Origin of the sequence: Pseudomonas sp. Z1-29 (assembly GCF_051131995.1) — a bacterium.
Classification (GTDB): domain Bacteria; phylum Pseudomonadota; class Gammaproteobacteria; order Pseudomonadales; family Pseudomonadaceae; genus Aquipseudomonas.
Genome location: NZ_CP071645.1, coordinates 3,894,245 through 3,906,663, shown reverse-complemented (window position 1 = coordinate 3,906,663; position 12,419 = coordinate 3,894,245). Strand labels below are relative to the sequence as shown.

Sequence of the window (12,419 nt, the reverse complement as noted above, 5' to 3'; positions counted from 1 at the left end):
TTTTTCGAGGAGCCCTGGCATGCAGATCGACCTGAACAAACCAGATGGACTTACCCTCGACTCGGTTCGCCAATTGCTGGCTTCTGCCAGTGATGACGAGCATACCCAACTGCGAGTGACCAAGGACGGCATCGCCTATCTGTCTTCGGGCATCGTGGGTGGTGCTGAAATCGATGGCCTGCGGTTCCGGCTCGAGACATGGGCGAAAGGGTCAGGCTACGTTGGCCGGGTCGCGGCAAGTGACGAGGTCTGGGTCATGCAGATCTATAACGCGCTGAAGGACAACTGGCCGAACCCACCCTTCGATTACATCGATATCTATTGAGCACCGTTCATATTCAGGCACGATTCAGCTCTGGACTGGCGGTCGTGCTCGGGCAAACTGCCGGTTTTTCCAGTGAGGGCGCAATGATAGCGCCGGTGTTGAAACCAAGCGTCATCCCGGCTGTCGCACGCTCACTACTATCCATCGAAAAAAGGAGGCTTCATGCCTTGGAAGCTCGTGTCATTGAATATTCTGTTGGCCGCCACGTTCTTGAGCGGATGCAGTAGCACGTCGGAGTCGACGCCTGATCCCGTGGCAGCCGAGGCCGGTCATACCCGCTGCGATGCCAAGGCCGCCGAGTTTGCCGTCGGCAAGCAGGCTTCGCCGCAGTTGCTTGAGCAAGCGCGCGCTCGATCCGGCGCGCAGAATGCCCGGATTCTCAAACCCAACGACATGATCACGCTTGAGTACCGCTCCGATCGCCTCAACCTCAACACCGATGCCAAGCTGGTGGTCAATCGGGTGAGCTGCGGCTGACAGGCGGTTTCCAGCAGGCCATAAAAAACCCCGTCACATGGACGGGGTTTTTTTAGCGCGCCGGGAAATTACTCTGGGCGAACTTGTGCAGCTTGCATACCCTTTTGGCCTTTCTCAGCCACGAAGGAAACGGTCTGGCCTTCTTTCAGGCTTTTGAAACCGTCGCTTTCGATAGCTTTGAAGTGTACGAACAGGTCGTCACCGCCACCTTGAGGAGTGATGAAGCCGAAGCCTTTTTCATCGTTGAACCATTTAACGGTGCCGGTTTGGCGATTAGACATGGTGTATCTCCAAGAAACATATATTTTCAGTGTACTGTGCTGCTCAGGCCAACTGGGCACACCCGGGTATCATAGTCGAAATGTTCGATTTGGGAGCCCCCCGGACGAGCTGTTTGCCAATCAGTCGTGTTTCCTTTACCCCCTGAACCGGCTGGAAGGCCCGGTTTCAAAGGCTTTCAGCCGAACGTAAAGACGATAAAAAAAGCTGTAAAACCTGAATAAATCCTGAAAAAAGCCGCTTATCCAAGCCTTTTCAGCTGTTTCGAGCCGTCTCTGGAGGCTCGATCACTCATTTTTTTGCGGGTGGATTGGCCTTGCATTTGGCGATCTGACCGAGCGCTTTCTGCTGCAGTTCAGGGGTGGCCTTATTGTCCATCAGCGCCTGGATATCGCTCGCCGGGTAGGATTTGATCGCGTCCGCGCCACAAGCGCAGTGGGCCTTGGCCGCCGCTGCGCCAATCTGCGGGGTCGCCGCTTGAGTGCACTGCGCCATGTATTTCTCACGCTCGCCCTTGGGCCATTCGGCGTGGGCACTCAGCGGAAGCAGCAGGGCGAGGGGGGCGACTACTGCCAATAGGGTGTTCAGACGCATGCGGGGATGCTCCTTTGTGGGTCGATGTCTTGTTATCTGAGGCGTAGCAGACGCTTCGGTTCAGCACTCTGGCATAAAAATCGTCAGTTTACGCCGGCTTCGATCCAGGCGCGGCGATGACCGTTCATCTGTGCTAGGATGCCGGGCTCGGGTATTTCTCAGGCTCCGGAGGCAACAGGCCCCGGCGGCGGTAAATGTTCGATCAACCCTGATTTGAATCCCAGTCACTCTGGTTCGGTTTCCCGGTTGGCCGCAAGGCTCCTGCCGCTGTAAGGCAGGCGTTCTTCATTGAACGGCCTGGACTGGATCTTGTACTGGCTCATCCCAACCCACGTGACCTTTGGTAGGGGTCACCACTAGGAGAGGAGGCGCCATGCCAACTATTACTCTTCCCGACGGCAGTCAACGTTCATTCGACCACCCGGTTTCCGTAGCCGAGGTCGCCGCATCCATCGGCGCGGGCCTGGCCAAGGCCACCCTGGCCGGCAAGGTCAATGGCAAGCTGGTCGATGCCAGCGATGTCATCGACAGCGATGCCACGCTGCAAATCATCACGCCCAAGGACGAAGAGGGGCTGGAGATCATTCGCCACTCTTGCGCGCACCTGGTTGGCCATGCGGTCAAGCAGCTGTATCCGAGCGCGAAAATGGTCATCGGTCCGGTCATCGACGAAGGCTTTTATTACGACATCGCCTTCGAGCGTCCTTTTACCCCGGACGACATGGCCGCCATCGAACAGCGCATGCAGCAGCTGATCGAGAAAGACTACGACGTCATCAAGAAGGTCACCCCGCGCGCCGAAGTCATCGAAGTCTTCAAGGCCCGTGGCGAGGACTACAAGCTGCGTCTGGTGGAAGACATGCCGGACGAGCAGGCCATGGGCCTGTACTACCACGAAGAATACGTCGACATGTGCCGCGGCCCGCACGTGCCGAACACCCGTTTCCTGAAGTCCTTCAAGCTGACCAAGCTGTCCGGCGCCTACTGGCGTGGCGATGCGAAGAACGAACAGTTGCAGCGCGTCTACGGCACCGCCTGGGCCGACAAGAAGCAGCTGGCGGCCTACATCCAGCGCATCGAGGAAGCGGAAAAACGCGACCACCGCAAGATCGGCAAGCGCCTCGGCCTGTTCCATACCCAGGAAGAATCCCCGGGCATGGTGTTCTGGCACCCGAATGGCTGGACGCTGTATCAGGTGCTTGAGCAATACATGCGCCAGGTCCAGCGCGAAAACGGCTACCTGGAAATCAAGACGCCGCAAGTGGTTGACCGCAGCCTGTGGGAGAAATCCGGGCACTGGGCCAACTACGCCGACAACATGTTCACCACCCAGTCGGAAAACCGCGACTACGCCATCAAGCCGATGAACTGCCCGTGCCACGTGCAGGTGTTCAACCAGGGCCTGAAAAGCTACCGTGAGTTGCCGATGCGCCTGGCCGAGTTCGGTGCCTGCCACCGCAACGAGCCATCGGGTGCGCTGCACGGCATCATGCGCGTGCGGGCCTTTACCCAGGACGACGCCCACATCTTCTGCACCGAAGAGCAGATGCAGGCCGAATCCGCCGCGTTCATCAAGCTGACCATGGACGTCTACCGGGACTTCGGCTTCACCGAAGTCGAGATGAAGCTGTCCACTCGTCCGGAAAAACGCGTCGGCTCCGACGAACTGTGGGATCGCGCCGAAGCAGCCCTGGCCGCTGCGCTCGACAGCGCGGGCCTTGCGTACGATCTGCAGCCGGGCGAGGGCGCTTTCTACGGTCCGAAGATCGAATTCTCGCTGAAAGATTGCCTTGGTCGCGTCTGGCAGTGTGGTACCCTGCAGCTCGATTTTAACCTGCCGATCCGTCTGGGCGCTGAATATGTGTCCGAAGACAACAGCCGCAAGCACCCGGTCATGCTTCACCGCGCGATCCTCGGTTCCTTCGAGCGTTTCGTCGGTATCCTGATCGAACACTACGAGGGTGCGTTCCCCGCGTGGCTGGCGCCGACCCAGGCAGTGATCATGAATATCACTGATAAACAGGCAGATTTTGCCGCTGAAGTCGAAAAAACTCTCAACCAAAGCGGATTTCGTGCCAAGTCCGACTTGAGAAATGAAAAGATCGGCTTTAAAATCCGCGAGCATACTTTGCTCAAGGTTCCCTTTCTCTTGGTTATTGGAGATCGGGAGGTTGAGATGCAGACTGTCGCTGTGCGTACTCGTGAAGGTGCTGACCTGGGCTCGATGCCCGTCGCCGAATTCGCTGAGTTTCTCGCGCAAGCGGTTTCCCGGCGTGGTCGCCCAGATTCGGAGTAATTATTATTAAGCGTGAAATGAGACAAGATAAACGAGCTGCACCGAAAGCCCCGATCAACGAGAATATCTCGGCACGCGAGGTTCGGTTAATTGGCGCTGATGGCGAGCAGATTGGCATCGTCTCGATTGATGAAGCGCTTCGTATTGCTGAAGAAGCCAAGCTTGATCTGGTGGAAATTTCCGCGGACGCAGTCCCACCCGTTTGCCGGGTGATGGACTACGGCAAGTCGATCTTCGAAAAGAAGAAGCAGATTGCCGCGGCGAAGAAAAACCAGAAGCAGATTCAGGTAAAAGAAATCAAGTTTCGTCCAGGGACGGAGGAAGGGGATTACCAGGTAAAACTGCGCAACCTGGTACGTTTCCTGAGTGACGGGGACAGGGCCAAGGTATCCTTGCGATTCCGCGGCCGTGAGATGGCCCACCAGGAGCTGGGGATGGAACTCCTCAAGCGGGTTGAACAAGACCTGCTCGAGTACGGTTCGGTCGAACAGCATCCTAAGATGGAAGGACGCCAGCTGATCATGGTCATCGCCCCGAAAAAGAAGAAGTAATCAACAGGGCACGGCAGGCCTTGCGATTATGTTTATCAACTGAATGCGGAGTATCCGAACATGCCAAAGATGAAGACTAAAAGTGGTGCTGCTAAGCGGTTTCTGAAAACTGCTAACGGTATCAAGCACAAGCACGCTTTCAAGAGCCACATCCTGACCAAAATGTCGACCAAGCGTAAGCGTCAACTGCGCGGTAGCAGCTTGCTGCATCCGTCTGACGTGGCAAAAGTCGAGCGCATGCTGCGCCTTCGTTAATTTTTGGATCAAGAATAGAGGAAGTAACTCATGGCTCGTGTAAAGCGTGGCGTCATTGCCCGTAAGCGTCACAAAAAAATTCTGAAACTTGCTAAAGGCTACTACGGCGCGCGTTCCCGCGTATTCCGTGTTGCCAAGCAAGCGGTAATCAAGGCAGGCCAATACGCCTACCGTGACCGTCGTCAGAAAAAACGTCAGTTCCGCGCTCTGTGGATCGCTCGTATCAATGCTGGTGCTCGTGTTAACGGTCTGTCCTACAGCCGTTTCATCGCTGGCCTGAAAAAAGCGTCCATCGAGATCGACCGCAAGGTTCTGGCTGATCTGGCAGTGAACGAAAAAGCGGCGTTTGCTGCGATTGTCGAGAAAGCTAAAGCCATCTTGGCTTAAGTACCCCCGGCAGTCACCAGGGCTCACCTCTGTGGGCCCAGGTGTCAAACGTCTTAAATAGGGGAAGAGCCTTAAAGCTCTTCCCCTATTTTGTATCTGGAGTCTGTACATGGAAAACCTGGACGCGCTGGTCGCTCAAGCACTAGAGGCTGTGCAAAGCGCTGAAGATATCAATGCCCTGGAGCAAATCCGGGTTCACTACCTTGGCAAGAAAGGCGAGTTGACTCAGGTGATGAAGACCCTGGGGAACCTGCCGGCTGAAGAGCGTCCGCAGGTCGGTGCGCTGATCAACGTCGCCAAGGAGCGTGTCACAGAGGTCCTCAATGCGCGCAAGGCGTTGTTCGAGGAGGCGGATCTGGCTGCCAAACTCGCCGCCGAGTCCATCGACGTGACCCTGCCTGGCCGTGGCCAGACTTCCGGTGGCCTGCATCCGGTGACCCGCACCCTGGAGCGCATCGAGCAGTTCTTCACCCATATCGGCTATGGCATCGCCGAAGGCCCCGAGGTCGAAGACGACTACCACAACTTCGAAGCGCTCAACATCCCAGGCCATCACCCGGCCCGGTCGATGCATGACACCTTCTATTTCAATGCGAACATGCTGTTGCGCACCCATACCTCGCCGGTACAGGTCCGCACCATGGAATCGCAACAGCCGCCGATCCGCATCGTCTGCCCAGGCCGTGTGTACCGCAGCGACTCCGATATCACCCACTCGCCGATGTTCCATCAGGTTGAAGGCCTGCTGGTGGATCGCGACATCAATTTCGCCGACCTGAAAGGCACTATCGAAGAGTTCCTGCGGGTGTTCTTCGAAAAAGAACTGGCCGTGCGTTTCCGCCCTTCGTACTTCCCGTTCACCGAGCCATCGGCTGAAGTCGACATGGAATGCGTGATGTGCAGCGGCAAAGGCTGCCGCGTCTGCAAACAGACCGGCTGGCTGGAAGTCATGGGCTGCGGCATGGTTCATCCGAACGTGCTGCGCATGTCTGGGATCGATCCGGAAGAGTTCTCCGGCTTTGCCTTCGGCATGGGCGTCGAGCGCCTGGCCATGCTGCGTTACGGTGTGAATGACTTGCGCCTGTTCTTCGACAACGACTTGCGATTCCTTGCGCAATTTCGCTAGGTCGCAGTCGGTAACGAATTTATTAAGGGGAGCAGGATGAAATTCAGTGAACAATGGCTGCGCGGCTGGGTAAGCCCGCAGGTAAGCCAGGACGAGCTGGTTGCTCGCCTGTCGATGGCCGGCCTTGAGGTCGATAGCGTGACGCCGGCCGCCGGTGAGTTCAGCGGTGTGGTCGTGGGCGAGGTGCTGAGCACCGAGCAGCACCCGGACGCCGATAAACTGCGGGTTTGCCAGGTCAACAATGGCACGGAGACCTTCCAGGTCGTCTGCGGCGCGCCCAACGTGCGCCCGGGCCTGAAGATTCCGTTCGCCATGATCGGCGCCGAACTGCCGGGCGACTTCAAGATCAAGAAAGCCAAGCTGCGCGGCGTCGAATCCAACGGCATGTTGTGCTCCCAGGCCGAACTGCAGATCGGCGAAGGTAATGACGGCCTGATGGAACTGCCAGCCGACGCACCGGTTGGCCAGGACATTCGTGAATACCTGGGCCTGGACGATGCCAGCATCGAAGTCGACCTGACGCCAAACCGTGGCGACTGCCTGTCCCTCGCAGGTCTGGCGCGCGAAGTGGGCGCCTTGTATGACGCACCGGTCACCCGCCCTGCGGTCGCGGTCGTTCCGGCGGTGCATGATGAAGTGCGCCCGGTTGAAGTTCTCGCGCCGGCCGCATGCCCGCGTTACCTGGGGCGTGTGATCCGCAACGTCGACCTGTCGAAGCCGACCCCGCTGTGGATGGTCGAGCGCCTGCGGCGCGCCGACGTGCGCAGCATCGACGCGGCCGTCGACATCACCAACTATGTGATGCTCGAACTGGGCCAGCCGCTGCACGCGTTCGACCTGGCTGAAATCAACGGCGGCATCCGCGTGCGCATGGCCGATGAAGGCGAGAAGCTGGTGCTGCTCGACGGCCAGGAAGTGACCCTGCGCAGCGACACACTGGTGATTGCCGACCACACCCGCGCCCTGGCGATTGCCGGCGTGATGGGCGGCGAGCACAGTGGCGTCTCCAAGACGACCCGTGACGTGTTCCTCGAAAGCGCGTTCTTCGACCAGATCGCCGTCGCTGGCAAGGCCCGTTCGTACGGCCTGCACACCGACGCCTCGCACCGCTACGAGCGTGGCGTGGACTGGCAGCTGGCCCGTGAAGCCATGGAGCGCGCCACTGGCCTGCTGCTGGAAATCACCGGTGGCGAAGCCGGCCCGATCATCGAGACGGTCAGCGAGCAGCATTTGCCGAAGATCGCGCCGGTGACCCTGCGCGCCCAACGCATCACCCAGATGCTGGGCATGGAAATGGACTCGGCCGAAGTCGAGCGCCTGCTTAGCGCCCTGGGCCTGGGCATCCGCGCCGATGGGCAAGGGCAGTGGCAGGTTGAAGTGCCAAGCCATCGCTTCGATATCAGCCTGGAAGTCGACCTGATCGAAGAACTGGCCCGCCTGTACGGCTACAACCGTCTGCCGGTTCGCTACCCGCAAGCCCGCCTGGCCCCACAGGCCAAGGCTGAGGCGCGCAGCGAGCTGCCGGAACTGCGCCGCCTGCTGGTGGCGCGTGGTTATCAGGAAGCGATCACCTACAGCTTCATCGATCCGCGCCAGTTCGAGCTGTTCAGCCCGGGTGTCGAGCCGCTGCTGCTGGCCAACCCGATCTCCAACGACATGGCGGCCATGCGTTCGTCCTTGTGGCCGGGCCTGGTCAAGTCGTTGCAGCACAACCTGAACCGCCAGCAGGACCGCGTGCGTCTGTTCGAAAGTGGCCTGCGCTTCGTTGGGCAACTGGACGGCTTGAAGCAAGAGCCGATGCTGGCCGGTGTCGTCTGTGGCAGCCGCCTTCCGGAAGGCTGGGCGCAAGGTCGCGATGTTGTCGACTTCTTCGACGTCAAGGCTGACGTGGAAGCGGTGCTGGGCTTCGCCGGCGCGCTTGACGCGTTCACCTTTGTGCCGGGCAAGCATCCGGCGCTGCACCCGGGCCAAACCGCTCGCATCGAGCGAGACGGGCGCGAAGTCGGTTATGTCGGGGCGATTCACCCTGAATTGTCGAAGACCCTGGGCCTCGACCGTCCGGTCTTCGTTTTCGAGCTGGTGCTGGCCGAAGTCGCTCAAGGAAAAATGCCGAAATTCCAGGAGTTGTCGCGCTTTCCTGAAGTGCGTCGTGACCTTGCCCTGGTGGCCGATGTCAGCGTTGCATCCAGCGACGTACTGGCAGTAATCCGTGAAAATGCAGGCGAATGGCTGACGGACCTCAGGCTATTTGACGTGTATCAGGGTAAAGGCATTGATCCGCATAGAAAAAGCCTTGCAGTCGGCTTGACCTGGCAGCATCCATCGCGCACTCTTAACGACGATGAGGTGAATACCGCAACGCAGAATATCCTCACCTCGCTCGAACACAGGTTGAACGCCACGTTAAGGAAGTGACGTATGGGGGCTCTGACGAAAGCTGAGATGGCGGAACGTCTGTATGAGGAGTTGGGCCTGAATAAACGGGAGGCCAAAGAATTGGTCGAACTGTTTTTCGAAGAAATCAGGCACGCTCTCGAAGACAACGAACAGGTCAAATTGTCCGGTTTCGGCAATTTCGACCTTCGGGACAAACGCCAGCGGCCTGGCCGCAATCCGAAAACGGGAGAAGAAATCCCGATCACGGCTCGCCGTGTGGTCACCTTTCGTCCAGGGCAGAAGTTGAAGGCCCGAGTTGAGGCTTATGCTGGAACCAAGTCATAACGACGAGCTACCCGTCATCCCGGGCAAACGCTACTTCACCATCGGTGAAGTCAGCGAGCTGTGTGCGGTAAAACCGCACGTGCTGCGTTATTGGGAGCAGGAGTTTCCTCAACTCAACCCGGTCAAGCGCCGCGGAAACCGCCGGTATTATCAGCGCCAGGATGTGCTGATGATCCGCCAGATCCGCGCGCTGCTGTACGACCAGGGGTTCACCATCGGCGGCGCGCGCCTGCGCCTTTCCGGTGATGAGGCCAAAGACGACACAACCCAGTACAAACAGATGATCCGCCAGATGATCGCCGAGCTTGAAGATGTACTGGTGGTGCTCAAGAAATAAATTTCTGCTTTTAAATACTTCCAGTTTTCAAAAGCTTGCGATATATTCCTGAGCGTTCCGTTGAGAAACGGAACAAGATTCACGCCTAGTCGGGGCGTAGCGCAGTCCGGTAGCGCACTAGCATGGGGTGCTAGGGGTCGAGTGTTCGAATCACTCCGTCCCGACCATATTTTTCAATGACTTAGCCCAACTCTAACCAGTTGGGCTTTTTCATGGGCGGGAGTTTTGCGGGACTTCAATCCTGCAAAAGACGTGGCGAGGGAGCTTGCTCCCGCTGGGCCGCGAAACGGCCCCAAAACCTGCCGAGCGCGGAGCATCAGACCCACCGCACCCGCTGGTTTTACGACTGCTTCGCAGTCGAGCGGGAGCAAGCTCCCTCGCCACGGGTCTGCCGTTTCTCTTGGGTGAACAGCGTTAGGCTCCTCAGCCTTTCCCAGGCAAAACTCACTTCCCCCCAGTCACATCAAGAAACGTCCCCGTCACAAACGACGCCTCTCCACCCGCCAGCCACAGAATCGCCCGTGCCACTTCCTCCGGTTGGCCTCCTCGACCCATGGGAATCGAATCCTTCACCCGATCAACCCGCCCCGGCTCGCCGCCGCTGGCGTGCATTTCGGTGTAGATGTGTCCGGGGCGAATGCAATTGACGCGTATGCCTTCCCGGGCCACTTCTTTGGCGAGGCCGATGGTGAAGGTCTCCAAGGCGCCTTTTGACGCCGCGTAATCGACATATTCGTTGGGACTGCCCAGGCGTGCCGATGCCGAAGAGACGTTGATGATCGCGCCGCCCGGGCCGTTATGCCGGTACGCCATGCGCTTCACTGCCTGCTGGGCGCAGAGAATCGGGCCGATGGAGTTGACCGCGAAGATGCGCTGCATGCGCTCGAAGCCAAGGTCTTCCAGGCGTGACTGAGCCGACAGTATCCCCGCGTTATTGACCAGGACGTCGATGCGCCCGAACGAGCGGTCGATGGCCGCGAACAGATCGGCGACCTGTTCGGGGTCGGCACTGTCGGCGCGCATGGCCAGCGCGCGACGTCCGAGTGCCTCCACATCCGCGACCACGGCCAGCGCCGCGGGCTCGTTGGCAACGTAGCTGATCGCGACGTCGTAGCCTTGTGCGGCGGCCAGCCGCGCGGTGGCGGCGCCCACTCCGCGACTTCCGCCGGTTATCAGGATCAGCGGTGCCTGCGAGTCGTTGACCATGGTGAATAGCCCTCCTGAGCAGTTGGCTGTGTCAGCCGATGATGATGGTGCCGCTGACGATCACTACGCACGCCAGGATCCGGCGGGCGGTGAGTGTCTCGCCGAGGAAGATGGCGCCGATCAGCGCCGCAAACAGCACGCTGGTTTCGCGCAATGCCGATACCGCCCCCAGGGGCGCTTCGTTCATGGCGTAGATGACTATTCCATAGGCCAGCAAGGAGACCAGCCCGCCGGCCGCGGCGCTGAATATTCCGGGGCGGACGGAGAACAGGCTGCGTGCGTCGCGCAGGCCGATGTAGACCATCGGCATCATCACGCCCCACAAGGCGCACATCCAGACGGTATAGGCGAGCGGCGCGCCGGAGAGCCTGGCACCGATGCCGTCGACGACGCTATAGGCGGCGATGAAACAGCCGGTGCCCAGCGCGTAGGGCAGGCTGGGCACCGACAGTTGGCGGCCCCTGAAGGCCAGGGAAATGATCCCGCCGGACACCAGCGCAATCCCCAGCAGGACGCCGGGGGCGATGCTTTCTCCGGCGAAGACGGCGGCGCCCAGGGCGATCAGTGCCGGTGATGAGCCACGGGAAATCGGATAGACCTGTCCCAGGTCGCCGACCCGGTAGCTGCGCACCAGGAACAGGTTGTAGCCGACGTGCAGTACGGCTGAAAGCACCGCATAACCCCAACTGGCGGCAGCCGGTGGGACCATGAATGCTGCGGCGACGACGCAGGTCACGGCGATGGCGATGCACATGATCGTCATTGACCACAGCCGATCGGCACCGCCGCGCAGCAAGGCGTTCCAGCTGGCATGCAGGAGCGCGGCGAAAAGAACCAGTGAAATGATATGGATAGGCATGCGCCATTCTAGGCGGCGCAGATGCCTGTACTACAGCGAAGTCTCCTCATCGTTTCATGAGTAAAACCTCATGCATTTTCATAAGCGCGTTGGACGGTCGACGCCTCGCCGATCAACCATTGGCGGAAGCTGACGATATGCGGCTGCGATTCGATGCCCTTGGGACAGACAAAATAGTAGGCCAGTGGTGACGGGAATGGCACGTCGAACAGCCGCACCAGGCGGCCATCGCTGATTTCGCTTTCAACGTGCCCGCTGCGCACCAAGGCAACGCCCTGGCCGAGCAGGGCTGCCTCGACCGTCATGTTGGTGTCGCCGAACCTGACGCTTTCCTTGAGTGGCAAGAATTCCAGGCCGACCTTCTCGAACCACATCTCCCATTTCGGCACCAGCTCGGCGCCATCCCGGGTCAGCAACGGGTAGTGCAACAGTTCGGCGGGGCTGCGTGGCGTCCCGAAGCGCTGCAGCAAGTCAGGACTGGCCACCGGAAAAACCTGCTCGCCGAAGAGAAATTCCGAATACAGGCCGGGGTAGTTGCCCTTGCCGAGCCGGATTGCCACGTCGGCCTGGGCACTGGAGAAGTGGATGATCTTGTCGGTGGTGTCCAGCGAGACCAATAACTCCGGGTGCAGGCGGGAGAGATTCGGCAAGCGGGGCAGCAGCCACTTCAGCGCGAAGGAATAAGTGGTGCTGACTTCGAGTCGAACCCTGCCTTTCTGTTCGCGTAGATCGCCCAGGGTCGCTTCAAGGCTCATGAAGAACTCGCGCACGATGGGCGCCAGCGTGGCCCCCGCGGCGGTGAGGCGCAGTGACTTGCCACGCTCGAACAGTTGCAATCCCCAAAGGGACTCCAGGTGCTTGAGCTGGTGACTGACCGCGCTTTGGGTAACGTGTAGTTCTTGCGCGGCAGCGGTAAAGGTCGCATGGCGCGTGGCGACTTCAAAGGCTCGTAATGTAGCGGTCGGCGGCAGGTCTCTCATGTGAAGGATATCCGGCGATTTGAGGA

The 12,419-nt window shown here is 59.4% G+C and carries 15 protein-coding genes and 1 tRNA gene; 11 read left to right on the top strand and 5 right to left on the bottom strand.

Translation table 11 applies throughout. The features are described from left to right. Positions 1-19 precede the first annotated feature (19 nt). Entirely contained in the window at positions 20-325 is a 306-nt protein-coding gene (locus tag J3P84_RS17660) for a hypothetical protein (protein WP_434569077.1), read from the top strand. A 162-nt stretch (positions 326-487) separates the two neighbouring features. Beyond that, positions 488-802: an I78 family peptidase inhibitor gene (locus J3P84_RS17655; protein ID WP_434569076.1), complete on the top strand. Its 315-nt coding sequence runs from the start codon at positions 488-490 to the stop codon at positions 800-802. 68 nt (positions 803-870) lie between these two features. Here the strand turns inward: J3P84_RS17655 and J3P84_RS17650 are convergent, their stop codons facing one another. Both J3P84_RS17650 and J3P84_RS17645 read right to left on the bottom strand, forming a co-directional pair. Then, on the bottom strand, positions 871-1,083 hold the full coding sequence (locus tag J3P84_RS17650; protein WP_003179963.1) for a cold-shock protein: 213 nt from the start codon (positions 1,081-1,083) through the stop codon (positions 871-873). A 289-nt stretch (positions 1,084-1,372) separates the two neighbouring features. Further along, entirely contained in the window at positions 1,373-1,675 is a 303-nt protein-coding gene (locus tag J3P84_RS17645) for a hypothetical protein (protein ID WP_305495662.1), read from the bottom strand. Positions 1,676-2,048: 373 nt separating this feature from the next. Between J3P84_RS17645 and thrS the strand changes: the two genes are divergently transcribed. The 9 genes from thrS to J3P84_RS17600 all read left to right on the top strand — a co-directional run bounded on the left by thrS (position 2,049) and on the right by J3P84_RS17600 (position 9,515). After that, positions 2,049-3,971: a threonine--tRNA ligase gene (thrS, locus tag J3P84_RS17640; RefSeq protein ID WP_305495660.1), complete on the top strand. Its 1,923-nt coding sequence runs from the start codon at positions 2,049-2,051 to the stop codon at positions 3,969-3,971. Then, positions 3,971-4,522, top strand: coding sequence for a translation initiation factor IF-3 (gene infC / locus J3P84_RS17635; protein ID WP_169432615.1), 552 nt, complete (start codon positions 3,971-3,973; stop codon positions 4,520-4,522). The genes thrS and infC overlap by 1 nt, the downstream gene beginning before the upstream one ends. Positions 4,523-4,582: 60 nt before the next feature. Then, positions 4,583-4,777, top strand: coding sequence for a 50S ribosomal protein L35 (gene rpmI / locus J3P84_RS17630; RefSeq protein ID WP_002553160.1), 195 nt, complete (start codon positions 4,583-4,585; stop codon positions 4,775-4,777). Between the two features lie 30 nt (positions 4,778-4,807). Then, positions 4,808-5,164, top strand: coding sequence for a 50S ribosomal protein L20 (gene rplT, locus J3P84_RS17625; RefSeq protein ID WP_053121417.1), 357 nt, complete (start codon positions 4,808-4,810; stop codon positions 5,162-5,164). 109 nt (positions 5,165-5,273) lie between these two features. After that, a complete protein-coding gene (gene pheS, locus J3P84_RS17620) occupies positions 5,274-6,290 on the top strand; it encodes a phenylalanine--tRNA ligase subunit alpha (protein WP_003203624.1) in 1,017 nt (338 codons plus the stop codon). A 36-nt stretch (positions 6,291-6,326) separates the two neighbouring features. Continuing rightward, positions 6,327-8,705, top strand: coding sequence for a phenylalanine--tRNA ligase subunit beta (pheT, locus tag J3P84_RS17615; RefSeq protein WP_434624782.1), 2,379 nt, complete (start codon positions 6,327-6,329; stop codon positions 8,703-8,705). 3 nt (positions 8,706-8,708) lie between these two features. Next, positions 8,709-9,011 (top strand): integration host factor subunit alpha, encoded by a 303-nt coding sequence (gene ihfA / locus J3P84_RS17610; protein ID WP_002553164.1) that lies wholly within the window; start codon positions 8,709-8,711, stop codon positions 9,009-9,011. Continuing rightward, positions 8,992-9,348, top strand: a complete 357-nt coding sequence (locus J3P84_RS17605; RefSeq protein WP_003179985.1) for a MerR family transcriptional regulator — start codon at positions 8,992-8,994, stop codon at positions 9,346-9,348. The genes ihfA and J3P84_RS17605 overlap by 20 nt, the downstream gene beginning before the upstream one ends. Before the next feature lie 90 nt (positions 9,349-9,438). After that, positions 9,439-9,515 (top strand) — tRNA-Pro (locus J3P84_RS17600). Positions 9,516-9,792: 277 nt separating this feature from the next. On the opposite strand, the gene J3P84_RS17595 is transcribed toward J3P84_RS17600, so the two are convergent. From J3P84_RS17595 to gcvA, 3 genes are all read right to left on the bottom strand, one after another. Next, entirely contained in the window at positions 9,793-10,554 is a 762-nt protein-coding gene (locus J3P84_RS17595) for an SDR family oxidoreductase (protein WP_434624780.1), read from the bottom strand. Between the two features lie 31 nt (positions 10,555-10,585). After that, positions 10,586-11,413, bottom strand: a complete 828-nt coding sequence (locus J3P84_RS17590; RefSeq protein WP_434624778.1) for an EamA family transporter — start codon at positions 11,411-11,413, stop codon at positions 10,586-10,588. Between the two features lie 68 nt (positions 11,414-11,481). Continuing rightward, a complete protein-coding gene (gcvA, locus tag J3P84_RS17585) occupies positions 11,482-12,393 on the bottom strand; it encodes a transcriptional regulator GcvA (protein ID WP_305495621.1) in 912 nt (303 codons plus the stop codon). Between the last annotated feature and the right edge of the window lie 26 nt (positions 12,394-12,419).